This is a genomic window from Streptomyces sp. NPDC001904 (genome assembly GCF_040297005.1).
In the GTDB taxonomy this organism is placed as follows: Bacteria; Actinomycetota; Actinomycetes; order Streptomycetales; family Streptomycetaceae; genus Streptomyces.
Window position 1 is genome coordinate 18098 of record NZ_JBEOYI010000030.1, and the last position, 24004, is coordinate 42101.

The 24004-nt window shown below is 71.7% G+C and carries 22 protein-coding genes; 6 read left to right on the forward strand and 16 right to left on the reverse strand.

The genetic code is table 11. From position 1 onward, the window contains the following. Positions 1–41: 41 nt before the first annotated feature. The 14 genes from ABT127_RS33490 to ABT127_RS33555 form a co-directional block, all read right to left on the reverse strand. Entirely contained in the window at positions 42–1340 is a 1299-nt protein-coding gene (locus tag ABT127_RS33490; RefSeq protein WP_351458408.1) for a pectate lyase family protein, read from the reverse strand. Positions 1341–1359: 19 nt separating this feature from the next. Then, on the reverse strand, positions 1360–1509 hold the full coding sequence (locus ABT127_RS33495; protein WP_351458411.1) for a hypothetical protein: 150 nt from the start codon (positions 1507–1509) through the stop codon (positions 1360–1362). Between the two features lie 35 nt (positions 1510–1544). Then, on the reverse strand, positions 1545–2894 hold the full coding sequence (locus ABT127_RS33500; protein WP_351458414.1) for an ABC transporter substrate-binding protein: 1350 nt from the start codon (positions 2892–2894) through the stop codon (positions 1545–1547). Positions 2895–2922: 28 nt separating this feature from the next. Continuing rightward, positions 2923–4509: a glycoside hydrolase family 43 protein gene (locus ABT127_RS33505; protein ID WP_351458417.1), complete on the reverse strand. Its 1587-nt coding sequence runs from the start codon at positions 4507–4509 to the stop codon at positions 2923–2925. Then, positions 4506–5357: a DUF6807 domain-containing protein gene (locus ABT127_RS33510; protein ID WP_351458420.1), complete on the reverse strand. Its 852-nt coding sequence runs from the start codon at positions 5355–5357 to the stop codon at positions 4506–4508. The genes ABT127_RS33505 and ABT127_RS33510 overlap by 4 nt, the downstream gene beginning before the upstream one ends. Next, positions 5354–6673 carry a Gfo/Idh/MocA family protein gene (locus ABT127_RS33515; RefSeq protein ID WP_351458422.1) on the reverse strand — a complete coding sequence of 440 codons (1320 nt, stop codon included), beginning with the start codon at positions 6671–6673 and terminating at the stop codon, positions 5354–5356. Before ABT127_RS33515 ends, ABT127_RS33510 begins: the two co-directional genes overlap by 4 nt. Next, complete coding sequence (locus tag ABT127_RS33520) at positions 6670–7569, reverse strand: carbohydrate ABC transporter permease (protein WP_502971824.1); 900 nt, start codon at positions 7567–7569, stop codon at positions 6670–6672. Before ABT127_RS33520 ends, ABT127_RS33515 begins: the two co-directional genes overlap by 4 nt. Continuing rightward, the gene (locus ABT127_RS33525) at positions 7566–8513 is read right to left on the reverse strand and encodes a carbohydrate ABC transporter permease (RefSeq protein ID WP_351458425.1); all 948 of its coding nucleotides are present in this window, start codon (positions 8511–8513) and stop codon (positions 7566–7568) included. Before ABT127_RS33525 ends, ABT127_RS33520 begins: the two co-directional genes overlap by 4 nt. Positions 8514–8708: 195 nt before the next feature. Then, positions 8709–10451 (reverse strand): L-arabinonate dehydratase, encoded by a 1743-nt coding sequence (araD, locus tag ABT127_RS33530; protein ID WP_351458428.1) that lies wholly within the window; start codon positions 10449–10451, stop codon positions 8709–8711. Continuing rightward, positions 10448–11365 (reverse strand): dihydrodipicolinate synthase family protein, encoded by a 918-nt coding sequence (locus tag ABT127_RS33535; protein WP_351458431.1) that lies wholly within the window; start codon positions 11363–11365, stop codon positions 10448–10450. The genes araD and ABT127_RS33535 overlap by 4 nt, the downstream gene beginning before the upstream one ends. Next, positions 11362–12024 carry a GntR family transcriptional regulator gene (locus ABT127_RS33540; RefSeq protein ID WP_351458434.1) on the reverse strand — a complete coding sequence of 221 codons (663 nt, stop codon included), beginning with the start codon at positions 12022–12024 and terminating at the stop codon, positions 11362–11364. Before ABT127_RS33540 ends, ABT127_RS33535 begins: the two co-directional genes overlap by 4 nt. A 193-nt stretch (positions 12025–12217) precedes the next feature. Beyond that, positions 12218–12802 (reverse strand): TIGR03086 family metal-binding protein, encoded by a 585-nt coding sequence (locus ABT127_RS33545; RefSeq protein WP_351458437.1) that lies wholly within the window; start codon positions 12800–12802, stop codon positions 12218–12220. Positions 12803–12888: 86 nt separating this feature from the next. Continuing rightward, a complete protein-coding gene (locus tag ABT127_RS33550; RefSeq protein WP_351458440.1) occupies positions 12889–14049 on the reverse strand; it encodes a hypothetical protein in 1161 nt (386 codons plus the stop codon). Further along, the gene (locus tag ABT127_RS33555) at positions 14046–15005 is read right to left on the reverse strand and encodes a 5-dehydro-4-deoxyglucarate dehydratase (protein WP_351458443.1); all 960 of its coding nucleotides are present in this window, start codon (positions 15003–15005) and stop codon (positions 14046–14048) included. The genes ABT127_RS33550 and ABT127_RS33555 overlap by 4 nt, the downstream gene beginning before the upstream one ends. A gap of 199 nt (positions 15006–15204) precedes the next feature. Between ABT127_RS33555 and ABT127_RS33560 the strand changes: the two genes are divergently transcribed. The 6 genes from ABT127_RS33560 to ABT127_RS33585 all read left to right on the forward strand — a co-directional run bounded on the left by ABT127_RS33560 (position 15205) and on the right by ABT127_RS33585 (position 21301). Then, on the forward strand, positions 15205–16050 hold the full coding sequence (locus ABT127_RS33560) for an NAD-dependent epimerase/dehydratase family protein (RefSeq protein WP_351458446.1): 846 nt from the start codon (positions 15205–15207) through the stop codon (positions 16048–16050). Between the two features lie 263 nt (positions 16051–16313). Then, entirely contained in the window at positions 16314–17075 is a 762-nt protein-coding gene (locus ABT127_RS33565; RefSeq protein WP_351458449.1) for a DeoR/GlpR family DNA-binding transcription regulator, read from the forward strand. Between the two features lie 104 nt (positions 17076–17179). Next, entirely contained in the window at positions 17180–18550 is a 1371-nt protein-coding gene (locus tag ABT127_RS33570) for an ABC transporter substrate-binding protein (protein ID WP_351458452.1), read from the forward strand. Further along, positions 18547–19485: a carbohydrate ABC transporter permease gene (locus tag ABT127_RS33575; RefSeq protein ID WP_351458457.1), complete on the forward strand. Its 939-nt coding sequence runs from the start codon at positions 18547–18549 to the stop codon at positions 19483–19485. The genes ABT127_RS33570 and ABT127_RS33575 overlap by 4 nt, the downstream gene beginning before the upstream one ends. Beyond that, positions 19482–20315: a carbohydrate ABC transporter permease gene (locus ABT127_RS33580; RefSeq protein ID WP_351458460.1), complete on the forward strand. Its 834-nt coding sequence runs from the start codon at positions 19482–19484 to the stop codon at positions 20313–20315. Before ABT127_RS33575 ends, ABT127_RS33580 begins: the two co-directional genes overlap by 4 nt. Beyond that, entirely contained in the window at positions 20312–21301 is a 990-nt protein-coding gene (locus ABT127_RS33585) for a zinc-dependent alcohol dehydrogenase family protein (protein WP_351458463.1), read from the forward strand. The genes ABT127_RS33580 and ABT127_RS33585 overlap by 4 nt, the downstream gene beginning before the upstream one ends. A gap of 8 nt (positions 21302–21309) precedes the next feature. Here the strand turns inward: ABT127_RS33585 and ABT127_RS33590 are convergent, their stop codons facing one another. Both ABT127_RS33590 and ABT127_RS33595 read right to left on the reverse strand, forming a co-directional pair. Continuing rightward, positions 21310–22578 carry an amidohydrolase gene (locus ABT127_RS33590; RefSeq protein WP_351458466.1) on the reverse strand — a complete coding sequence of 423 codons (1269 nt, stop codon included), beginning with the start codon at positions 22576–22578 and terminating at the stop codon, positions 21310–21312. A 92-nt stretch (positions 22579–22670) separates the two neighbouring features. Beyond that, positions 22671–23909, reverse strand: coding sequence for a TerD family protein (locus tag ABT127_RS33595; protein WP_351458595.1), 1239 nt, complete (start codon positions 23907–23909; stop codon positions 22671–22673). Between the last annotated feature and the right edge of the window lie 95 nt (positions 23910–24004).

Below are 24004 nucleotides of genomic sequence, written 5' to 3' on the forward strand. Positions count from 1 at the left end.
AGCCGCGCGTGACGACCGTGCGGGCCGGCCGTCAGCCGGTGTCAGCGGAGCTGGGTGGCTCCGGCGGAACGGGCGACGGACCGGGTCACCGTCTTCGCCGGGTCCACGCGGAGCCGGAGCGAGGGGACCCACCCGGCACCGGACCGCAGCGGAGCGGACGCGTTCGCCGTGTTGTAGGCGGCGATGACGTCGGTGACGACGCCGCCCACGACGTTGCCCTTCTCGGTGAGGGGATAGTCGTTCCAGCGATGGAGGATCGCCCCGGCACCGACCCCGGCAGGGAGCGTGAAGGAGTTCTTCTCCGCGTAGAGCTGCGATTTGAAGCCGATGCCGAACGAGTAGCCGTACTCGGCGTTCGCGACGAACGAGTTGTTGTAGACGTCGACCTGGCCGAAACGGACGCGCGGGGCCCGCTCGACGAGGTTCTTGAAGAGGTTGTGGTGCAGGGTGACGCGGAGCCTGCCCTCGTCGGTGGCGGCGGCGCTGTCGCTGTTGCCGATCATCAGCGTCTTGTCGTGGTCCGCGAAGACGTTCCACGACGCGGTGACGTAGTCGGCGCCCTTGACGATGTCGAGTTCGCCGTCGTGCTGCTGGTAGAGGCGGCCGTAATAGGTGGGCAGCGTGGAGTCGGGGTGGTCGCCGTCCGTGAAGGTGTTGTGGTCCAGCCAGACATGCGTGGAGCCGTGGACGACGGCGGAGTCGTACTCCGAGTTCCAGTTGCCGGTGTCACCGTCGGTCGGGTCCCACTGCGGGAAGCAGTCGAGCGGTGACTCCAGGGTCAGGCCGCGCACGATGACGTTGTCGACGCCGGTGATCTGAAGGCTGCCACCGACGATCCCGGCGTCCTTGCCGACGCCGACGAGGGTGGTGTTGGCGGGCACATCGGCCTTGACGGCCTTGGCCTGGGCGGTGGCCGACGCGGCTCTCAGGTCCTCCTGCGCGCCGCTCACCTCGTCCTCGTAGCCCCAGACGGCCGGGTCGTAGTCGGCGAGGTACTGGTCGAGGTCGTAGCCGTCGGCGGCGAAGTCGTCGCAGGCCGAGCCGTCCGCGTCGAGCGTGCCGCGCACCTTGATGATCTTCGGTGCGGTGCCGCCGTCGGCGAAGGCGGCCTTGAGCCCGGCCCAGGTGGTGACGGTGTAGACGTGCGCGGCGTCGGCGGCGGCGCCCCCGGTGGTGCCGGTGGTGGCCGAGGCCCAGCCGTCGCCGGCGGCGAGGGTCTGGCGGGTGACGTCCCGGCCGTGCGCCTGGGCGGTGCCCGCGGTGCCGGTGACGACGAGGGCCAGGGCCGTGCAGCCGATCAGCCCAGTTATGGCGCGTGCATGACATATCCGTGTGTTCACTGTGCGCTCCTTGCCGGTATCAGGCGGGTGTCGTGCCGGGCAGCCAGGTCGGACGCGGCTGCGCTACGTCGGAGAGCTCGTCGATCTCGTCGCCGGTGCGGTGCACGTCGCGGGCGGGCAGCACTCGCGCGCGCAGCAGTTCACGGGCGACGAGCCGGGCCGGCGACACGGCGCTCCCGGCACCGGCCCCGCGGCGAGCGACGGCTAGTTGGCCTGCTGCTTCCAGTCGGCCTGGGCCTTGTTCAGCTGGTCGGCCATGGCGTCGAGGAAGTCCTTCGCGGACTCCTTGCCGAGCAGGACCTTCTGGAAGCCGGCCTCGTTGTCGGCCTTGGAGACGGTGTTCCAGTCGGGCAGGTAGTACGGCAGCTGCACGATCTTGGTGGAGCCGGACTCCAGCGCCTCGGCGGCGAGCCTGGTGGGCTCGGCCTTCTGCACCCAGGCGTCCTTGGCGGCATCGGTGTTGGCCGGTATCTGGCCCGCCGACTCGTTCCACTTGCTGTTCTCGGCGTGCGAGGCGGCGAACTCGATGAACTTCCAGGCGGCCGTCTTGTTCTTGCCCGCCTTGAACAGGCCGAGTCCGTCGACGGGGTTGGAGACCTGGACGCGGATGCCGTCGTCACCGGTCGGGTTCGGCAGGCCCTTGAACTTCTCCGCGCCCAGCGCCTTCACATGGCCCGCGTACGAGCCCAGGTTGTGGTTGAGCATGCCGATGGTGCCGCTGTCCCACTGGCTGACCATCTTGGTGAAGTCGTTGTTGACGTCGGCCGACGGGGTGGCCTTCTTGTAGAGGGCGGCGTACTTCTCCAGCGCGGCGACGTTCTTGGGGTCGTTGACGGTCGTCTTCTCGTTGTCGCCGTCCCAGAACGAGGTGATGCCGCTCTGCCCGTACATCACGTCGAGGGCCTGCGCGATGGAGCCCTCGCCGCCGCGGATGGTGTAACCGAACCGGTTCTTCGAGGAGTTGGTCAGCTCGGTCGCCGCGTCGAAGAACTTGGACCAGGTCGTCGGCGCGTCCAGGCCCGCCTTGTCGAAGAGGTCGGTGCGGTAGTACAGGACGCCGTTGTTCGCGGACGTCGGGATCGTGTACAGCTCGCTGCTGCCGCCGGCCGCCTTCACCGAGTCCACGAACTTGCTGTTCAGCTTGTCGTTGAGGGAGCTGGTGGCCAGCCGGTCGCCGACCGGTTCGAGGGCGTCCTGCGCGGTGAGCGTGGCGAGCATCGCGGTGCCCACTCCGCCGACGTCGGGCAGGCCGCCGCCCTGGATGGCGGTGTCGTACTTGGACTGCACGTTCTCGGCGGGGATGCCGACGTACTTGACCTTGATGTCGGGGTACTTCTTCTCGAAGTCCCCGATGATCTCCATCCAGACGTCGCGGCGCACGGCCGTGTTGTTGTCCCAGAAGGTGATCGTGCCCTTGCCGGAGCCCTCGTCGCCCTTGTCGCCGCCGGCGCCGGAGCCGTCGTCGCCACAGGCGGTGGCGGTCAGGGCGAGCAGCGTGGACAGGCCCACGGCGGTGCCGGTGCGGAGCGCGCGTCTGCGCATGCGGATGTTCATGATCGGCTCTCTTCTGGCTCGGTGGGGTTCAGCTCTTCTGGATCGGTGGGGTTCGGTCGGTGATGCGGAAGCGGGTGAAGAGGGCGGTCCCGGCGGGTCCCGTACCGCCGGGAGCCGCCCCGTCAGGGGCCGCGGCGAACAGGCCGAGCAGTGCTCCGACCCAGCGCCACGGCTGTGCGGCGAACATCCGGCCCGAGGGCCGGAATCCGTCGCCGGTGTCGACGAGGAAGCGGCAGCGCGCCCCGTCGGAGATGTCGATGCGCAGGCGCGCCGTGCCGTCCGGTGCCGGGCGCGGGTGGTCGGCGGCGCGCTCGGTGTCGGCGGCCGGGCCCTCGGTGAACCGGTGCACGACATGGACGGTGCCGTCGGCGGCGCGCTCCAGGCCGATCCAGGAGCAGGCGTCGCCGAGCACGGCAAGTCCCGCACGGGCGCCGGGTGTCGAGCTGTCGAGGCGGAGGCCGACCTCGACGCGGGAGGGTGTCAGGGGCAGGCGCTGAGTGAGGACGTGCGGGACGCGGCGCAGGTCGCGCACCCCGTCGGCGGAGCGCACACAGGTCAGACGCAGTCCGTCACCGCCGTGCGCCGTCGCGAGGCCGTCGCGGGGGTTGGCGGTCCACTGCCACTGCCGGCCGAACCGCCCGCCGGGGAAGTCGTCGTCGGTCGCGGGGGCCGTGACGGGCTGGGCGGGCAGGTCCGGTTTGCGGTGGACGTGCACGGGGACGCCGGGCGCGTCCTCGGCACCGAGCACCGGCCAGCCATGCGCGTCCCAGCGCATCGGCTGGAGATGCACCACACGCCCGTACGCGCCGCGCTGCTGGAAGTGCAGGAACCAGTTCTCGCCCGATGGCGTGTCCACCCAGCCGCCCTGGTGCGGGCCGTTGATGCCGGTGGCGCCCTGTTCGAGGATCACGCGCTCCTCGTACGGGCCGAAGAACGAGCGGGAGCGGAAGGCGCCCTGCCAGCCGGTCTCCACACCTCCGGCCGGGGCGAGGATCCAGTACCAGCCCTCGCGCCGGTACAGCTTGGGGCCCTCGAGGGTGAACCAGCCGGGGATCCGGTCCCCGTCGATCAACAGGGCTCCCTCGTCGAGGAGTTCGGTGGCGTCGGCGCTCATCCGGTGGCCGGTGAGCCGGTTCTTGATGCCGGCCCGCGATCGGGCGTAGGCGTGCACGAGGAACGCCTCGCCGCTCTCCTCGTCCCACAGCGGGCACGCGTCGATCAGGCCCTTGCCCGCCTTCAGCAGGTGCGGCCGGCTCCAAGGGCCCCTGACGGAGGGCGCGTTGATCTGGTGGATGCCGTGGTCGGGGTCGCCCCAGAAGATCCAGAAGCGCTCGTCGTGGTACCGGATCGAGGGCGCCCACACCCCGCAGTCGTGGCGCGGCGCCGTGAACGCCTCGGTGGGTTCGAGGTGGTCGAGGGCGTGGCCGATCAGCGTCCAGTTGACGAGGTCGCGCGAGTGCAGCAGGGGCAGGCCCGGTGCCCGGCCGAAGCTGGACGCGGTGAGGTAGAAGTCGTCGCCGACGCGGCACACGTCGGGGTCGGACCAGTCGGCGGCGAGGACCGGGTTGCGGTACGTGCCGTCGCCCAGGTCTCCGGTGCGGGCCGCGGTGTTCATGCGGAGACCGCCTTTCTGACCAGGGCGGCGGTGCGTTCGCCGTCGAGGCGGCCGTCGGCGACGACCGTGACGATCCGGCGTACGGCGGTGTCGCCGGGGGCGATCGGCAGGCGTTCCCGGGCGGCGAGCGAGGAGCCGACGCCGGGGTACTCGGCGGTGCGCACGAACCACGGGTCGCGCCGGGTCTCCGCGGTGGCCCCGGCGAAGACCAGCGTCCAGCCGTCGCCGCTCAGGGCGAGCCAGTCGGCGGGGCGGCCGTGCACGGCGTCCTCGCCCTGGGCGGCCTCGGTGCGCACCGAGGGGGCGGCGCTCTCCTTGGGCGCCCGCCAGAAGAAGCCTCCGTAGGCGGCGCCGGGGCGGCCGTTGGTGGCGGGGCTGCCGACGGTGACCGAGGTGCGGCCCGGGTTGGTGAGCGCGAAGGTCAGGTCGAGCGCCCAGGCGTCGTCGGCGAGCCGGGTCACGGCGACGGTGCGGCGCTCGCGCAGCAGCACGCGCGTGTCCGCGATCCAGTCCAGGTCCTCGACGCAGCCGTCCGGGTCGCGCAGCTTGAACTCGCGGTGCCGCTGCTCGCCGTGGTTGTCCAGCTCCGTCGGCCCCCGGTCGCGCACGTAGGTGCGCCCGCCCCAGAAGTTGTGCCCTTCGACGTCGGGCACGGCGACGCCGACTCCGAGGTGGTGCGGGTGGTCGGCGGGTCCGCGCTCGGTGACGGGAGTGCCGGCGAGGGTGGTCACCGGGTGCAGGAACGGACGCGGTGAGCTGCGTCGGCCGAGGTCGGCGCGGACCTCGTAGCGGGCGACCGGGCGGCCCGCGCAGCGCAGGGTGAGGGGTGCGGCGGCGAGCCGGTTCATCGGGCGGCCTCCTGTTCCTGCTGAACCTGCTGAACCTGCTGAACCTGCTGAACCTGCTGAACCTGCTGAACCTGGTGGACCCGCTGGTCCTGCCGGGCCCAGTCGGCACCGAGCCCGGCGTAACCGGTGAGGGTGTCGGCGCTGGCCGCGACGAGTCCGTCGATGCCGGGCACGACCCGGCGGAGGGTGCCGTCGCCCCCGCCGCCGGGCACCGTGCGCCAGGCCGGGGCGGGCAGCGGCAGCGGGTCGGGCGCGCACCGGACCGCCTCGACGACGCGCATGAAGGCACCGGTCACGGCCGGGGGGACGAGGAGTGCGGTGGCCCCGGCGGGGTCGGTGACGTGGGCGATCAGGTTCTCCAGGAGATCCGTGCGGGCGTGCGTGGTCTCCTGCGGTCCGTGTCCCGCGCGCTGCACGAGGACGCGGTCCTGCTTGTACCAGAAGGTGATCCGGCCGTGGCTGCCGTGCACGACGACGTAGGGCTCGTCGGGCCGCTCGGCGCACAGGGTGGCGGCGACGGTGACGCGCGAGCCGGTGCGGGTGGTGATCGAGACGTACGAGGTGTCGTCGGCCTCGATGGCGTTGGCGCGGTACAGCTCGGTGCGGACGGCCGTCAGGTCGTCGGCACCGGTCGCCCCGTCGAGCGCGAGGCCGGTGGCGACGGCGTGGGCGAGGGGGTTGGTGAGCACGCCGTCGACCACGTCGACCGGGGCGCCGGTGCTGCCGCCGGGGCCGCCGCCGGTACCGCTGCCGGTGCCGGGCAGTCGGCGTCGGCCGGCCCAGGGGGTGCGCCGGAAGTAGGCCTCGTCGCGGGCCCAGGCTCCGGCGGCGCCGATGCCGACGGGTTCTCCGATGACTCCGTCCCGTACGAGATCTCGTATATGAGACACCGCGTGCGAGCCCAGCGACTGGAATCCGATCTGGCAGGCGACACCGGCCTCGGCGACACCGGCGGTCATCCGCTCGTACTCCGCGTACGACGGCGCGGGCGGCTTCTCCAGGAGCAGGTGGACGCCCCGCGCGGCGGCGGTGAGGGCGAGGTCGGTGTGGGTCGGGATCGGGGTGCAGACGACGGCCGCCCGGGCGCCGGTGCGGTCCAGCAGGTCGCCGAGGTCGGCGGACTGGGCGACGCCGGTGAAGCCCGCCAGTTCGGTGTCGTCGAGCGGCTTCGGCTCGCAGATCCCGGCGAGGGTGACACGGCCGGCGTCGGCGAGCCGCCGGATGTTCGCGAGGTGCCACCGGCCGTGCCCGCGCGCGCCGGCGAGGACGACGGGGACGGGCCTGGCGGTCGGCTCGGCGGTCGGGTCGGCGGTCATCCCTTCACCGCCCCGGCGCTGAAGCCCGTGACGAGCCACTTCTGGATGAAGGCGAAGACGATCACGACGGGCAGCGCGGCCACGACCCCGCCGGCGGCGAGCGCGCCCAGGTCGACGGAGTCGGCGCCCATGAGCGTGGCGAGGCCGACCGGGATCGTCTGCTTGCTCTGGTCCGAGAGGAACATCAGGGCGAACAGGAAATGGTTCCAGCTGTGCACGAAGGCGAAGGAGCCCACGGCGATCAGTCCGGGCCGCAGCAGCGGCAGGACGACGGCGCAGAAGGCCCGGAACCGTCCGCAGCCGTCGACCCAGGCGGCCTCCTCCAGGGACGGCGGCACGTTCCGGATGAAGCCGCTGATCAGGATCATCGTCAGCGGGAGCTGGAAGACGGTCTCGGCGATGACGACGCTGCCCAGCGAGTTGATCATCTTCAGGTTGGCGAAGATCTCGAAGAGCGGTACGAGCATCAGCGCGCCCGGGATGAACTGCGAGCAGAGCAGGGCCAGCATGAAGGCCCTTTTGACCTTGAAGTCGAAGCGGGCCAGCGCGTAGCCGCCGGCCAGGGCGACGACGGTCGTCATGAGCATCGAGGCGACGCCGACGAGCAGGCTGTTCCGGAAGAAGGTGGCGAACGCCCGCTCGTTCCAGACCTTGTCGAAGTGCTCGAAGGTGAGCGGCCACGGCACGAGCGAGGTCGAGCCGGTGGGCCGGAACGCGAAGAGCAGCATCCAGTAGAAGGGGATCAGCGTGAAGAGGAGGTACACGCCGAGCGGCACGTAGATCTGCCGGCGCGGCACGTGGTCCCAGGACGCCCCCTTCTTCGACGGCCTGATCTCCGGGCGGTGCCGGCCGGGGGCCGGGCCCGGGCGCACGGGGGCGGTGGTGGTGGCGGTCACTTGTCGTCGCCCCCGAACTTGCTCAGGCGGAGATAGATCATCGAGCAGAACAGCAGGATCACGAAGGCGATGGAGGTCAGCGCGGACGCGTAGCCGAAGTCGTGGCTGTCCACGGCGATGGACGCGATCCGCAGCGGCAGGGTCGTCGTCTCCCCCGCGGGCCCGCCGCCGGTGAGGGTGTAGAGCAGGTCGACGTTGTTGAACTCCCACACCGCGCGCAGCAGCGTGGACAGGATGATGGCGTCCTTCAGATGCGGCAGCGTGATGTGGAGGAACTGCCGCAGCCGGCTCGCGCCGTCGACCTCGGCGGCCTCGTACAGGTCCTTGGAGACGGACTGGAGGTCGGCGAGGATGAGGATCGCGAAGAACGGGACGCCGCGCCAGAGTTCGGCGGTGACGACGGCCGGGAACACGGTCGCGGTGTCGGACAGCCACGACGTCCCGTACGAACCGATGCCCGCATCGGCGAGGTAACGGGTGATGCCCGTCTGGGAGTTGTAGAGCAGCATCCAGATGGACGAGGTGAGCACGCCGGAGACGGCCCAGGGCGAGAAGACCAGCGCGCGGGCGAGACCGCGGCCGATGAACGTCTGGTTCACGACGAGCGCGAGCCCGAGCCCGAGCAGGAGTTGCAGGACGACCTGCACCACGACCCACTGGAGGCTGAAGCCGAGCGTGCTCCAGAAGTCGGGGTCGCTCGTGAACGCGGTGACGAAGTTGTCGAAGCCCGCGAAGCCGTTCCGCCACGGCTTGGTGGGGTTGTAGTGCTGCAGGCTGTAGTAGAAGACGCTGACGACGGGGTACGCGATGAAGCCCAGCATCAGCAGACCGGCGGGCGCGATCAGCAGATACGGCAGCCTGCGCGGGGTGGCGGACGTGCGGCGGCGGCGCCGGGGCGGTGGTGCGGCCGGCGGGGCTTGGGCCACGGCTGCGGCTTGGGCCATGACGGGAACTCCGTTCTCAGTGGCTCAGGTTCTCGGCGGCTCTGGCATGGGCATTGGCTCTGGCTCTGGGTGTGGCTCTGGGTGTGGCTCTGGGTGTGGCTCTGGGTGTGGCTCGGTCGTGGTGAAGCGCTTCGCGGACACTGTTCGAGATGTCGATCATGGGAAGCCGGGGCCGGGGCCCGCGCGGCGGCGGGCTCAGCTCGCGTACGGGTCCGGCACCTGTCCCGGCCTGGCCAGGAAGGCGAAGTCGCAGCCGGTGTCGGCCTGCGTGATCTGCTCGTTGTAGAGGGCGCCGTAGCCGCGCTCGTACCGCTCGGGCGGTGCGCTCCACTCGGCGCGGCGGCGTGCCAGCTCCTCGTCGTCCACGTCGAGCCGCAGGAGCCGGGCGGCCACGTCGAGGGTGATGCTGTCGCCGGTGCGGACGAGCGCGAGCGGGCCGCCGACGTACGACTCGGGGGCCACGTGGAGCACGCACGCCCCGTAGCTGGTGCCGCTCATCCGGGCGTCGGAGATCCGCACCATGTCCCGTACTCCCTGCTTGAGCAGGTGGTCGGGGATGGGGAGCATGCCGTACTCGGGCATCCCGGGCCCGCCCTTGGGGCCGGAGTTGCGCAGCACCAGGACGCTGTCGGCGGTGATGTTCAGCTCGGGGTCGTCGATGGTGCGCTGCATGGCCCTGTAGTCGTCGAAGACGACGGCGGGGCCGGTGTGCTTGAGCAGGTGCGGCTCGGCGGCGATGTGCTTCACGACGGCGCCGTCGGGACAGAGGTTGCCGCGCAGGACGGCGACGCCTCCCTCGGCGGCGACCGGGTTCTCGCGGGTGCGGATGACGTCGTCGTCGTGCACGACGGCGCCCTCGATCTGCTCCCCCAACGTGCCGTTCACCGTGGGCCGTTCGAGGTGCAGCAGGTCGGGGATCCGGGAGAGGAAGGCGGGCAGGCCGCCGGCGAAGTGGAAGTCCTCCATGAGGTACGTCCGTCCGCCGGGCCGCACGTTGGCGAGGACCGGCACGGTGCGGGCGATGCGGTCGAAGTCGTCGAGGGTGAGGGCGACGCCCGCGCGGCCGGCCATCGCGATGAGGTGGATGACGGCGTTGGTGGAGCCGCCGAGTCCGAGCACGGTGGTGACGGCGTCCTCGAAGGCCTCGCGGGTGAGGATCGCCGACGGCTTGAGCGCGGTCCACGCCAGCTCGACGGCGCGGCGCCCGGAGGCGGCGGCCATCCGCTCGTGCGCGGAGTCGACGGCCGGGATGGAGGACGCGCCCGGCAGGGTCATGCCGAGGACCTCGGCCGCGGCGGTCATGGTGGAGGCGGTCCCCATGGTCATGCAGTGGCCCGGCGACCGCGCCAACCCACCTTGCAATTCGCGCAGTTCGCAGTCGGTGAGGTTGCCCGCGCGGTGCTCGTCCCAGTACTTCCACATGTCGGTGCCGGAGCCGAGCGTCTCGCCGCGCCAGTGGCCCGGCAGCATCGGCCCGGCGGGCACGAAGAGGGCGGGGACGTCGGCGGAGGTGGCGCCCATGAGGAGCGCGGGGGTCGACTTGTCGCAGCCGCCGAGCAGCACCGCGGCGTCGATCGGGTAGGAGCGGAGGAGTTCCTCGGTCTCCATGGCGAGCAGGTTGCGGTAGAGCATCGGGGTCGGCTTCTGGTACGTCTCCGAGAGCGTGGAGACGGGGAACTCCAGGGGGAAGCCACCCGCCTGCCACACGCCCCGCTTGACCGCCTCGGCGCGCTCGCGCAGATGGACGTGGCAGGGGTTGATGTCGGACCAGGTGTTGAGGACCGCGACGACCGGTCGGCCCCGGTACTCCTCCGCCTCGTAACCGAGTTGGCGCATCCGGGCGTTGTGCGACCAGGTGCGCAGGGCGCCCTCGGTGCCGTACCACTGGTGGGAGCGGAGCTGCTCCGGGGTCAGCCGCAGGCGGCTCTCGCCGGTCATGTCAACCACCCCGCCGCGATCTCCGCGATCTCGGCGCGCTCCGCCTCGGGCAGTTCCCGGCTGGGCGGCCGGACGTCGCGGCGGCACAGGCCGAGCGAGGCGAGGGCCTCCTTGACGACGGAGACGTTGTTGGCGGAGGCGTCGGCGGCGCGCAGCTCCTCGAAGCGGCGGATCTGCTCCCAGACCTTCATCGCGGCCGGGTAGTCATCGGATCGAAGCGCTTCGATCATGGACAGCGAGACGCTCGGGGCGACGTTCACCAGGCCCGAGGTGAAGCCGGTGGCGCCGGCCGAGAAGTAGGAGGGGGCGTACGGCTCGGCGAGCCCGGCCACCCACACGAATCGGTCCAGGCCCGCGTCGCGCGCGAAGGCGGCGAAGCGCGCCGCGTCCGGGACGGCGTACTTGACGCCGATCACGTTCGGGCAGGCCGCGCCGAGTTCGGCGAGCCGGGCACCCGGCAGCGCGGCGTTCTTGACGTAGGGGACGACGCCGAGCCCGGGCACCGCGTCGGCGACGGCCCGGTGGTAGTCGACCCAGCCGCCCTCGGAGACGTACGGGTGCACCGGCTGGTGCACCATCACCATGCTCGCGCCGTGCTCCTGGGCGTGCCGGGCGGCGTCGATCGCGGTCGGCACGTCGTGTCCGACGCCGGCCAGGACGGCGGCCGATCCGCCCGCCTCGTCGAGGGTCACCTCGGCGACGAGGCGGCGCTCGGCGGCGGTCAGGGCGTAGAACTCACCGGTGTTGCCGTTCGGCGTGAGGATGCGCACGCCGCCGTCGAGCAGCCGCCGCAGCAGGGTCCGCAGGACCGGTTCGTCGACGGTGCCGTCCGCCGCGAACGGGGTCACCGGGATCGCCACGACGTCGGCGAGCGCGGCCCGCTGGGTCTGGTACGAAGCCTTCGGCGCGGTCATGATCGCTGCTCACCCTCTTCCTCCCGGGCCTCGGGGAAGGCCCGCTCCACGAACGACGCGATGTGGTCGCGCAGTGCGCGCGAGGCAGCCTGGGCGTCGCCGGCCAGCGCGAGTTCCAGGATCTCCCGGTGCTCGGCGGCCTCCCGCTCCCAGGACGGGTCGGCGGCCCAGGCCACCGCGGAGACCAGCGCGGCCTGGTCGCGCACCTCGTCGAGCATCCGGCCCAGCAGCGGGTTGCCGCAGGGGGCGTAGAGGGCGCGGTGGAACTCCCGGTTGGCCAGAGACCGTTGGGCGGTGTCGGCCGCGGTGTCGGCGGCGCTCAGGGCGTCGCGGGCGGCGTCGAGGGACGCCTTGCGCCGCACGGTGCGGCGCAGGGCCTCCGGTTCGAGGAGGAGGCGTACGTCGTAGACCTCGCGGGCCATGTCCGCGTCCACCATGCGCACCGTGACGCCCTTGTACTGGTTCATCACGACGAGCCCGGTCCCGGCGAGCGTCTTGAGCGCCTCGCGCACCGGAGTCTTGGAGACCCCGAACTGCGCGGCCAGGTCGGTCTCGACCAGGGCCTGTCCGGGTCTCAACTGCCCGGTCAGGATGCGGCGCTTGATCTCGTCGAGGACGAACTGGGTGCGGGAGGGGATCGGGGTGGGCACAGAGGTCATGCGCGCCTCTCGGTGTATCACGTATCGCGTCTCATATATGACGTACGAAGTACGACGCGTTGAAGCTAGAAGCAGTGGCCTGGTTCGTCAACGCTTCCAGCAAAAGAAGTCCGAGCGCTCTCATATGAGTTGAGGCGGGACACGGCACCAAGACGCCCGGGCACGGCCCCGGGGAAGTCCCCCGGAACGCGGCCTAAGGGCGCCACCCGGGGTCGCGGCCGCTGAGGCCGATGACCCGGTCGGTGAGCGGCGCGCCCGCGGCCACCCGGACGACCGGGCCGAACAGGCCGCCGCGCCCGCTGTCGTCCGCGGCCGGGGCGAGCAGCGCGTGGGCGGCGCCGAGGGCCGCCTCGTCGGGGGTGTACTCCTGGCCGGTGGCGCGGGCCAGGTCCCAGCCGTGCACGACGAGTTCGTCGGCCGTGACGAGGCCCGCGACGGCGCCGGGCAGGTCGAGGCCGCCCGCGTGGGTCGTGCCGTCCCAGGCGGCGGGGTCCCGCCAGGCCTCGACCAGTTCGTCGAGCGCCTTGGGCAGGGCGGCGCGCCAGTCCGGGGACAGCTCGGGGAGGGTGCTGCCGGGTGGCGCCGTGTCGTCGTCCGGGCGCTCCTTGCGGGCCGTCGCGCGCAGACCGCCGGCGAGACCGACGATGTGTCCGATGAGATGGCGTACGGCGTAGTCGGGACAGGGCGTCGGCAGGTCGAGCTGGTCCTCGCGGACCCCTTGGGCGAGCCGGGCGACGATCCGGGCCTGGGGGCCGAGGTCCACTGTCGTGTCACTCATGGTGACCCTTCCGGTGAGGCGTGATGTGCGCTGTTCACCGGTACAGACCCCGCCACGGCCCGGAACTCATCGGTCCGGGACCGGCGTCACAGCTCCGCGAGGGCCGCCGTGACGAGCTCCAGGTCCGCGTCCGACGCCAGCCCCGCGTGGTACAGCCGCAGCTCGCCCGCGCCCAGCTCGCGCGCGGCCCGCGCGTCGGCGGCGAGGGTGCCGGGGCTGCCGCCCATGCCCCGTACGACGGTGAGGTTCGCGGCGAGCACTCCCCTGCCCTGTGCGGCGAAGGGAGCCAGCAGCCCCGCGCCGCCCGTGCACGGCACGACCACCCCGTCGGCGACGGAGAGGATGTGTGCGGGGTCCACTCCGGCGTTGGCACCGCAGTGGTAGGAGACGGGGTCGGCGTGGAGCAGCACCTGAAATCCGGCGGGGGCCGCTTCCCGTACCGCTGCGACGGCGGCCTCCTGGAGGCCGCGGGCGGTGGCGTCGCGGTGGGCGCGGGTGGCGGCGGCCTGCTCGGCGCCGAGCAGCTTCTCCACGCCCGCCCAGCCGTCGTCGGCCGTATCGCCCCGCCACACGGGTTCCAGGGCGGTGCGCACCGAGCGGCTCAGCTCCTCCGCGTCGAGGCCGTGTTGGGCGTACCCGGCCCGGCAGTCCGGACAGAAGCAGAGCGACATCAGGTACTGCCCGGCCTCCCCCAGGCCGACGCCGCCGGTCTTGTCGTGGGCGTGCAGATGGGCGAGGCCGTACCAGCCGAGCGATTCGAGTTCGGTGCCGCGCGCGCCGGGCCGGGTCGCGGCCTCGGCGGCGAGGGCGACGAGGTGGTCGCGGATGGCGGGCCGGGCGATGCAGGGGGCCCAGGGGTAGCGGTCACCGTACGCGTTGACGACCGAGGTGTCCGGATGTTCTGCGCCCAGGCGGGAGTTGTGGGCGAGGACGACCCAGGTGTGGACGTCGAGGCCGGCGTCGGCGAGCGCTGCGGCGGCCTCGCCCCAGGCGTCACCGGGGGCCCAGTCCCCGGCCGCGTAGGGCCTCAACCCGGTTTCCGGCCAGCGCCGCTCGTCGACCGGGTAGAGCACGGAGGCGTGTTCGGCGGTGACGACGCGGTGCCGGGGGTGGCGGGGAGTGAGGGCCCGGGTGGAGTGGTAGGCGGCGGCGAGGGTGACCTGTTGGACGCCGAGGGCCGCGATGCGGTGGGCGGCGTCCGGGTCGCCGATGACGTCCCAGGGGTAGACGAAGGCGGAGGTCCTCACGCGCCCTGCTCCTCACTCGCGGCTTCCAGCAACGCGCCTGCGTCCTCGATGAGTTCGGCGAGTCGTTTGAGGTGTTCTCCGGTCGGCTCGTGCAGCGGCGGGCGGACCTCGCCGACGTCGAGCCCGCGCAACCGTACCCCGGCCTTCACCAGCGCGACCGCGTAGCCCCGGCCCTGGTTGCGGAGTTCGACGAGCGGCCGGTAGAAGCCGTCGAGCAGCGCGTTCACCGTGGCGTCGTCGCCGGTGTTCACCGCCGTGTGGAAGGCCTGCGCGATCTCGGGCGCGAAGCAGAACACGGCGGAGGAGTACAGGCTGATGCCGATGCCCCGGTAGGCGGGCACGGTGAGTTCGGCGGTGGGCAGCCCGTTGAAGTAGAGGAAGTCGTCGCGCACCCCGGAGGCGCGGACCGCGCTCACGGTCCGCTGCATCAGATCGAGGTCGCCGAGTCCGTCCTTGAGCCCGATCACCTTCGGGTGGCGGGCGAGCGCGACGACGGTCTCCGGGGTGAACACGGCGTTGTCGCGCTGGTACACGATGATGTCGAGGGAGGTCGCCCCGGCCAGTTCGGTGTAGTGCCGCAGCAGCCCCTCCTGCCCGGCGACGACGAGATAGGGCGGCATCGCCAACAGGCCGTCCGCGCCCGCCCGTTCGGCCGCGCGCGCATAGTGGACGGCGAGCGCGGTGCCGTATCCGGCGCCCGCGATCACCGGCACCCGGCCGTCCGCCGCCTCGACCGCGGCGGCCACGCACGCCTCGAACTCCTCGGGCGCGAGCGCGTGGAACTCCCCGGTGCCGCAGCAGGCGAAGACGGCGGCGGCCCCGGCGTCGACGCCGCGCCGCACATGGGTGCGGAAGGTGTCGAGGTCGACGGTGCCGTCCGGCCCGAACGGGGTGACCGGGAAGAAGAGCGGGCCACTCGGGGCGGCGAGTCGAACGGCGAGGGCGGCTGACGTCACGGGCTCTCCCTGAGCGTTGCACGCACACATGTGCATGTTTCTGATCCGCGTCTATATTTCTGAACTCACTCACCGTAAGCCGCCTCAAAGCAGACGGTCAAGCGCCCGCACTCGGCGGAGCCTTGACGGCGAGCGGCCGCCTCCCTAGCGTGTCCACGAATGTGAATGCCGCTCACGCATGGACATGGAGATCTCGCACATGCCAGTCCCCTCCGCGCCCCGCACGCTCCTGCTCACCGGCGCCGCCGGCGGACTCGGCACCCTGATGCGCGAGTTGCTGCCGCAGTACGGGTACACCCTGCGCCTGCTGGACGTCCGACCCGTGCCGGACGCGCCGGACGCGATCGTCGCGGACCTGAACGACACGGAGGCGCTGCGCGAGGCCGTCCGCGGCGTCGACGGCGTGCTGCACCTGGCGGGGATCTCCCTGGAGTCGACCTTCGACAAGATCGTCGAATCGAACATCAGGGGCACCCAGCGGCTCTACGAGGCGGTCCGCGCGGAGGGCGAGGCGCGCGCCGACGGGACGGCCCCCCGCGTCGTCTTCGCCTCCTCCAACCACGCGATCGGCTACACCCCGCGCCCGCGCACCGAGGACGGCGACCCCGTGGTCCCGGTCTCGACGCCGCGCCGCCCGGACACCTTCTACGGCCTGTCCAAGTCGTTCGGCGAGGACCTGGCCCAGTTCTACCGGGACCAGTTCGGCATCGAGACCGTGTCGGTCCGGATCGGCTCCTGCTTCCGGGAGCCCACCGACGTCCGCATGATGTCGGTCTGGATGAGCCCCGCCGACGGCGCCCGGCTCTTCCACGCGGCACTGTCCGCGCCGGACGTCGGCCACACCGTCGTCTACGGCTCCTCCGCCAACACCCGCGTCTGGTGGGACCTGTCGAGCGCCCGCGCCCTCGGCTACGAGCCGCAGGACGACTCCGAGGTGTACGCGGAGAAGCTGCTCGCCGAGTTCGGCCCGCTCAGCGACGACAATCCGGCACACCGGCACATGGGCGGACGTTTCATCAACGACCCGCCGATCTGGCCGTACTGAGCCGCGCGCGGCCCGCGCCCCACTCGGGCACCAAGCGGGCCCCCTCGCCTCGCGAAACGGGCAGCCACCCCGCCCGAAACCACATGATCCCCGGCTCCTTCCCTGGTCCGAGCCGGGCAGCCACGCCCCGAAACGGACACAAGCGGGCCGCATCGCCTCCCTGACAGACCTGGTCACCACCTCGTAGCCCCGGTAGAAATTCCGGAGCGGGCCCCACCGGGCCCGAACGGGCACGACGGCACCAGGGCACGGAGAGGGGCGACATGAGCGCCGAGGAACGGCAGCGGGAGATCGTACGCGCGGCGCGCCGCACCGGCAGCGTCGACGTGACCGAGCTCGCGGCCGAACTGGGCGTCGCCAAGGAGACGGTCCGCCGCGATCTGCGCGCGCTGGAGGACCACGGTCTGGTCCGGCGCACGCACGGCGGGGCGTACCCGGTGGAGAGCGCCGGGTTCGAGACGACGCTCGCGTTCCGCACCACCATGCACGTCCCCGAGAAACGGCGGATCGCCACGGCCGCCGCCGACCTGCTCGGCGACGCGGAGACGGTCTTCGTCGACGAGGGGTTCACCCCGCAGCTCATCGCGGAGGCGCTGCCGCACGACCGGCCGCTCACCGTCGTCACGGCGTCCCTGGCCACGGCGGGCGCCCTGGCCGAGGCCCCGAACACCACGGTCCTGCTGCTCGGCGGGCGGGTCCGCGCGGGCACGCTGGCCACCGTGGACCACTGGACGACGAAGATGCTCGCCGGCTTCGTCATCGACCTCGCCTACATCGGCGCCAACGGCATCAGCCGCGACCACGGCCTGACCACCCCCGACCCGGCGGTCAGCGAGGTCAAGGCGCAGGCGATCCGGGCGGCACGGCGCACGGTCTTCGTGGGCGTGCACACCAAGTTCGGCGCGGTCAGCTTCTGCCGGTTCGCGCCCGTGGGCGCCCTGGAGACGATCGTGACGAGCACCCAGCTGCCCGTGTCCGAAGCACACCGCTACTCGCTGATGGGCCCGCAGGTCATCCGCGCCTGAACACCGGACGCACCGTCACCTCCCGTGCGGGGCACGGGAGTCGGCACCGCACACCCATCGGTCAAGCGATTCATCCCCTACGCGACAGAAGTCCAGGAGCACCCATGCGAACCCAGAGCCGACGGAGGCCACCGGGCGCCCTGCTCGCGACGGCCGCCGCAGGGACGCTGCTCACCCCTCTGCTGTCCGGCTGCTGGGCCGGAGCGGGCGGACTCGGGGGCGGCGACTCCATCAACGTCCTGATGGTGAACAACCCGCAGATGACCGAGTTGCAGAAACTCACCGCCCGCTACTTCACCCGCGAGACCGGCATCAAGGTGAACTTCACGGTCCTGCCGGAGAACGACGTCCGCGACAAGATCAGCCAGGACTTCGCCAACCAGGCGGGCCAGTACGACGTGGCGACGCTCTCCAACTACGAGATCCCGATCTACGCCCGCAACGGCTGGCTGCACGAACTGGGCCCGTACGTGAAGAAGGACCCGGGCTTCGACCAGCAGGACATCCTCGCGCCCATGCGCCAGTCGCTCACCGGCGACGACGGCAAGCTCTACGGGGAGCCCTTCTACGGCGAGTCGTCCTTCCTCATGTACCGCAAGGACGTCTTCGCGAAGAAGGGCCTGAAGATGCCCGCGCACCCGACCTGGAACCAGGTCGCGGACCTCGCGGCGAAGGCCGACGGGGCCGAGTCCGGCATGAAGGGCATCTGTCTGCGCGGCCTGCCCGGCTGGGGCGAGCTGATGGCGCCGCTGACGACGGTGGTGAACACCTACGGCGGCACCTGGTTCGACAACGACTGGACGGCGCGCCTCGACGACAAGGGCTTCAAGGACGCGACGCGGTTCTACGTCGACCTGGTGCGCAAGCACGGCGAGTCGGGCGCCGCGCAGTCCGGGTTCGCCGAGTGCCTCAACAACCTCACCCAGGGCAAGACCGCCATGTGGTACGACGCCACGTCCGCCGCCGGGTCCCTGGAGTCGGCCAAGTCACCGGTCAAGGGCAAGATCGGGTACGTCGCCGCGCCCACCGAGAAGACGGAGTCGAGCGGCTGGCTGTACACGTGGGCGTGGGGCCTGCAGAAGGCGTCCCCCAACCCCGACAAGGCCTGGAAGTTCATCTCCTGGGCGTCCGGCAAGGAGTACGAGAAGCTCGTCGGCGAGAAGTTCGGCTGGGCCAACGTGCCCGCGGGCAAACGCGCGTCGACGTACGACATCCCGCAGTACCGCGCCGAGGCCGCCGCCTTCCAGGACCAGACCCGCGCCGCCATCGAGGGCGCCAGGCCGCGCGATCCGGGCGTCCAGCCGCGGCCCGCACCGGGCATCCAGTTCGTCGGCATCCCCGAGTTCACCGATCTCGGCACCAAGGTCTCGCAGGAGATCAGCGCGGCGATCGCCGGCCGCCAGTCCGTCGACTCGGCGCTGAACAAGTCCCAGAAGCTCGCCGCCGAGATCGCGAAGGAGTACGAGGGCCGATGACGACCGTGACCTCGGCCCCCGTGGCCGCCCCGCAGACCGCCGCGAGCCGGCGCCCGCCCCGACGGCTGCGCGCCTGGGCCACCCGCGCGCCGCTGCTCCCCGCCCTGGTCTTCATGATCGTCGTCACCCAGCTGCCGTTCGTGGCCACGCTGGTGATCTCGTTCTTCGACTGGAACGCCCTCTACCCCGACGCCCGCCACTTCGCCGGGTTCGCCAACTACTCCGAGGTCCTCACCGACCCCGATCTGCGCAAGTCGGTCCTGACGACGATCCTGCTGACGGTGACCGTGGTCGTGGTGAGCCTGGTCGCGGGCCTCGCGCTCGCCCTGCTCCTCGACCGGAGGTTCAGAGGCCGCGGCATCGTCCGTACGCTGCTGATCGCGCCGTTCCTCGTCGTGCCCGTGGCGGCCGCCCTGCTGTGGAAGCACGTCCTCTACAACCCCGAGTACGGACTGCTCAACGGCCTGCTGCACTACGTCGGCGGCCCCCAGCCGGACTGGATCTCGAACACGCCGCTGCTCGCCGTGGAGATGTCGCTGATCTGGCAGTGGACCCCGTTCATGATGCTGATCCTGCTCGCGGGCCTGCAGTCACGCTCCGCCGAGCAGATCGAGGCGGCCCGGATGGACGGCGCGAGCCCCTGGCAGATCTTCCGCCACCTCACCCTCCCCCACCTGCGCCGCTACCTCGAACTCGGCGCCCTGCTCGGCTCGATCTACATCGTGCAGAACTTCGACGCGGTGTTCACCCTCACCTCCGGCGGCCTGGGCACGGCGAACCTGCCCTACACCGTCTACCAGACCTTCTACCAGGCCCACGAGAACGGTCTGGCCTCCGCGGCGGGCGTGCTCGTCGTCATCGGCTCCATCATCATCGCGACGTTCGCGCTGCGCGTCGTGTCGTCGCTGTTCCGCGAGGAGGTGGCCCGCGGATGAAGTTCGCAACGGTCCTCAAAGGCAAGGGGCTCGGTCTCGTCGCCTGGCTGCTCGGCATCGTCTTCTTCCTGCCGATCGCCTGGATGGTCCTGACCTCCTTCCACTCGGAGGAGAACGCCGCGACCAACCCGCCGTCCTTCGCGGCCGCGCTGACCCTCGACGGCTACCGCGACTTCTTCGGCGCGGGCGGCGGCGCGAGCCCCTGGCCCGCACTCATCAACTCGCTGGTGGCGTCGGTCGGTTCGACCCTGTTCGTGCTGCTCCTCGCGCTTCCGGCCGCCTACGCCCTCTCCATCCGGCCGGTGAAGAAGTGGACCGACGTCCTGTTCTTCTTCCTGTCGACGAAGATGCTGCCGGTCGTCGCCGGGCTGCTGCCGATCTACCTGTTCGCGAAGAACACCGACTTCCTCGACAACATCTGGCTGCTGGTCATCCTCTACACGTCGATGAACCTGCCGATCGCGGTGTGGATGATGCAGTCGTTCCTCGCCGAGGTGCCGGTCGCGGTGATCGAGGCGGCGCAGATCGACGGTGCCCGGCTGCCCACCGTCCTCACCCGGGTCGTGGCCCCCATCGCGCTGCCCGGCATCGCGGCGACGGCCCTGATCTGCTTCATCTTCAGCTGGAACGAACTTCTCTTCGCACGGGTGCTCACCGGGGTCGTCGCCCAGACCGCGCCCGTCTTCCTGACCGGCTTCATCACCAGCCAGGGCCTGTTCCTGGCGAAGGTGTGCGCCGCGTCGCTCGTGATCTCCCTGCCGGTGCTCGCCGCGGGGTTCGCCGCCCAGGACAAGCTGGTCCAGGGCCTGTCGTTGGGAGCAGTGAAATGAAGGCAGCGATCGTCGAGTCCGTCGGCAAGGTCACCGTCGGCGAGGTGCCCGACCCCACGCCGGGTCCGCGGGACGTGGTCGTCGAGGTCGCGGCCTGCGGACTGTGCGGCACCGATCTGCACATCCGCCAGGGCGAGTTCGCGCCCACGCTGCCGGTGGTGCCGGGCCACGAGTTCGCCGGCACGGTCGCCGAGGTGGGCCGCGACGTCACCGAGGTACGGGTGGGCGACCGGGTGGCCGTCGACCCCTCCCTGCACTGTCACGAGTGCCGCTTCTGCCGGGCGGGCCGCGGCAACCTGTGCGAGCGGTGGGCCGCGATCGGTGTGACCACCGCGGGCGGCGCCGCCCAGTACGCGCTGGCCCCCGTCGCCAACTGCGTCCTCCTCCCCGACCACGTACGCACCCAGGACGCGGCCCTCATCGAACCGCTGTCCTGCGCGGTGCGCGGCTACGACGTGCTGAACTCCCGGCTCGGCGCGCACGTGCTGATCTACGGCTCCGGGACCATGGGCCTGATGATGCTGGAGCTGGCCAAGCGGACCGGCGCGGCGAGCGTCGACGTCGTCGACCTGAACCCCGACCGGCTGGCCACGGCGAAGCGGCTGGGCGTGTCGGCTTCGGCGGCGGGCCCCGACGAACTCGACCGGCCGGCCGGCTGGGACGTCGTCATCGACGCGACCGGCAACGCGGCGGCGATCCAGGACGGCCTCGGCCGGGTCTCCAAGGCCGGTACGTTCCTCCAGTTCGGCGTCGCCGACTACGCGACCCGGGTGACCATCGACCCGTACCGCATCTACAACCAGGAGATCACCATCACCGGTTCGATGGCGGTCCTGCACAGCTACGAGCGCGCGGCCGAGCTGTTCGCGGGCGGTGTCCTCGACCCGGACGTCTTCATCAGCGACCGGCTCCCGCTGGACAGCTACCCGCAGGCCCTCGACCAGTTCGCCTCCGGGGTGGGCCGGAAGATCGTCGTGGTGCCGTAGCGGCCGGATCAGGGACGGCTCAGCCAGGTGTGGGCGGCGATCACCAGCGCCTCCACGCCCGTGCTGAGCGTCGGCTCGATCAGCGGGGCGAAGAACGGCGAGTGGTTGCTGGGGAGCTGGTCGGCGCGGCCCTCCAGGAAGGCGGCGATCGTCGGCTCCGGGTCGAGACCGCCCCAGAACCAGAAGACGGTGGGCACCTTCAGGGTCTCGCCGAACACGCCGACGTCCTCGCTCGCGGTGACGAGCGGAAGGGTCTGGACGCGCTGCTCGCCGAAGTGCCCGGCGAAGGCGGCCATCGTGGCGCGCGTGGCGTCGGGGTCGCTGACCAGGGCGGGTGCGGCGGCGGACCAGACCAGGTCGGGCTCGGCGACGGCGCCGCCGGCCGCCGACTCGGCGCGCACGATCCGCTCGACGGCGGCCCGCACCTGATCACGGACCTGGGGTGTGTAGGTACGGATGTTGATCCCGAGCTCGGCGCGGTCGGGAATGATGTTGTCCTTCGTGCCCGCCTGGAGGCGGCCGACGGTGACGACGGCGGGCTCGGCCGGGGAGACCTCACGGGCGACGATGCCCTGGAGCCGGGTCACGACGTGCGCGGCCATCAGGACCGGGTCGACGGTCGCCTCCGGACGCGATCCGTGGCCGCCGCGGCCGTGCAGGGTGACGTGGAGGGAGTCGGCCGAGGCCATGACGGGTCCCGTGCCGTACCCGATGAAGCCCGCGGGCAGCGGCCCCACGTGCTGACCGAGGACGATCTCCGGGGCGGGGAACCGCTCGAAGAGACCGTCGTCGATCATCCCCCGGGCGCCGACGGCGAGTTCCTCCGCGGGCTGGAAGACGACAAGGAGCGTGCCCGACCACGCGTCGCGGGCCTGGGCGAACAGGGTGGCGGCGCCGACGAGGCAGGTGGCGTGCATGTCGTGGCCGCAGGCGTGCATCACGGGGACCTCGCGGCCCTCGTGGTCCACCGCGCGGGCCGTGCTGGCGTACGGCAGGCCGGTCTTCTCCTCGACGGGCAGCGCGTCGAAGTCGGCGCGGAGCATGACCACGGGCCCCTCGCCGTTGCGCAGCACGCCGACGACTCCGGTGGTGCCGACGCCCTCGGCGACCTCGTCGAACCCGGCGTCCCGCAGCCGCCCCGCGAGCAGGGCGGCCGTCCGGGTCTCCTGGAGGGACAGCTCCGGATGCCGGTGCAGGTCCTGGTAGAACGCGGCGAGATCCTCCCGGATCCGCGCCAGTCCCGCGGTCACCGGCTCCACCGACTCCACATGCGCCACGAGCGGCCTCCTCGCTGTCTGCCCCGACGCGCCCACCGTACGCCGGACAGGACCTGGGTGCGGGCGGCCTCAGCCGATCGGCCGTACGGGCGTCAGAGCGCCTGTGCCGCCGGCTTCACCATGCCGCGCACGGTCCGCGACTTCACGAAGTCGCCCATCGCGGTCATCTCCCACTCACCGGTGAACTGCTTGATGAGCTTGGCCATCATGACGCCCGTCTGCGCCTCGGCGTTCGTGAGGTCGAAGCGGACCAGCTCCTCGCCCGTCGCCGCGTCGAGCAGCCGGCAGTACGCCTTGGCGACCTCGGTGAACTTCTGGCCCGAGAACGAGTTCACCGTGAAGACCAGGCCCGTGACGTCCTGCGGGAGACGTCCCAGGTCGACGACGATCACCTCGTCGTCGCCGCCGCCCTCGCCCGTGAGGTTGTCACCGGAGTGCTTGATGGCGCCGTTCACGATCGAGAGCTTGCCGAAGTAGCAGCTGTCGATGTGGTTGCGCTGCGGACCGTACGCGATGACCGACGCGTCCAGGTCGATGTCCTTGCCGCCGTAGGCCGGCTCCCAGCCCAGGCCCATCTTGACCTGGCTGAGCAGCGGCCGGCCCGCCTTGACCAGGGACACCGTCTGGTTCTTCTGGAGGGAGACCCGCCCCTTGTCGAGGTTGATCTTCCCGGCGCCCGGGGCGGGGGCCGGCGGGGCGGCGGGAGCCGCAGGGGCTGCGGGCGCCGCGGCCTGCGGCGGGGGCGGCGCGATGCGCGGGTCGACCGGCGCCGTGGTGGGCGGGGGCGGGGACGTCACCGGGGCGGCCGGGGCCTGGGCGGGCGCGGCCGGGGCCGCCGGCTCCTCGACGGAGACGCCGAAGTCGGTGGCGATGCCCGCCAGCCCGTTCGCATACCCCTGGCCCACCGCGCGGGCCTTCCACGCGCCGTTCCTCAGGTACACCTCCATGACCACCAGCGCCGTCTCCGTGCCGAGCTGCGGCGGGGTGAACGTGGCGAGGACCGAGCCGTCGTCCGCGTTCCGGATCGTGGCCGTGGGCTCGATGCCCTGGAACGTCTGGCCTTCGGCGTCCGGGCTCGCGGTGACGACGATCTTCTCGATGCCGGGCGGCACGGCCGAGGTGTCGACGGTGATCGAGTCGGGGGACGCGCCCCCGCCCGACGCGTACGTCACACCGGGCCCGGCGGGCTGGTTGTAGAAGATGAAGTCGTCGTCCGAGCGCACCTTGCCGTCGGCGGTGAGCAGCAGGCCCGAGACGTCGAGCCGCACGGGAGCGCTGACGTCCACCGCCACGCGCTGCGCCGTGAGCGGGATGTTCGAGCCGGGGGTCATAGCGGTCATGCCCCAGGTAACGAGCGGCTCCGCTTTACCGTTCCCTTACCGAAGACTTTTCTTCCGGCGCTCCCCCGGGCGGGGCACGGAGCCGC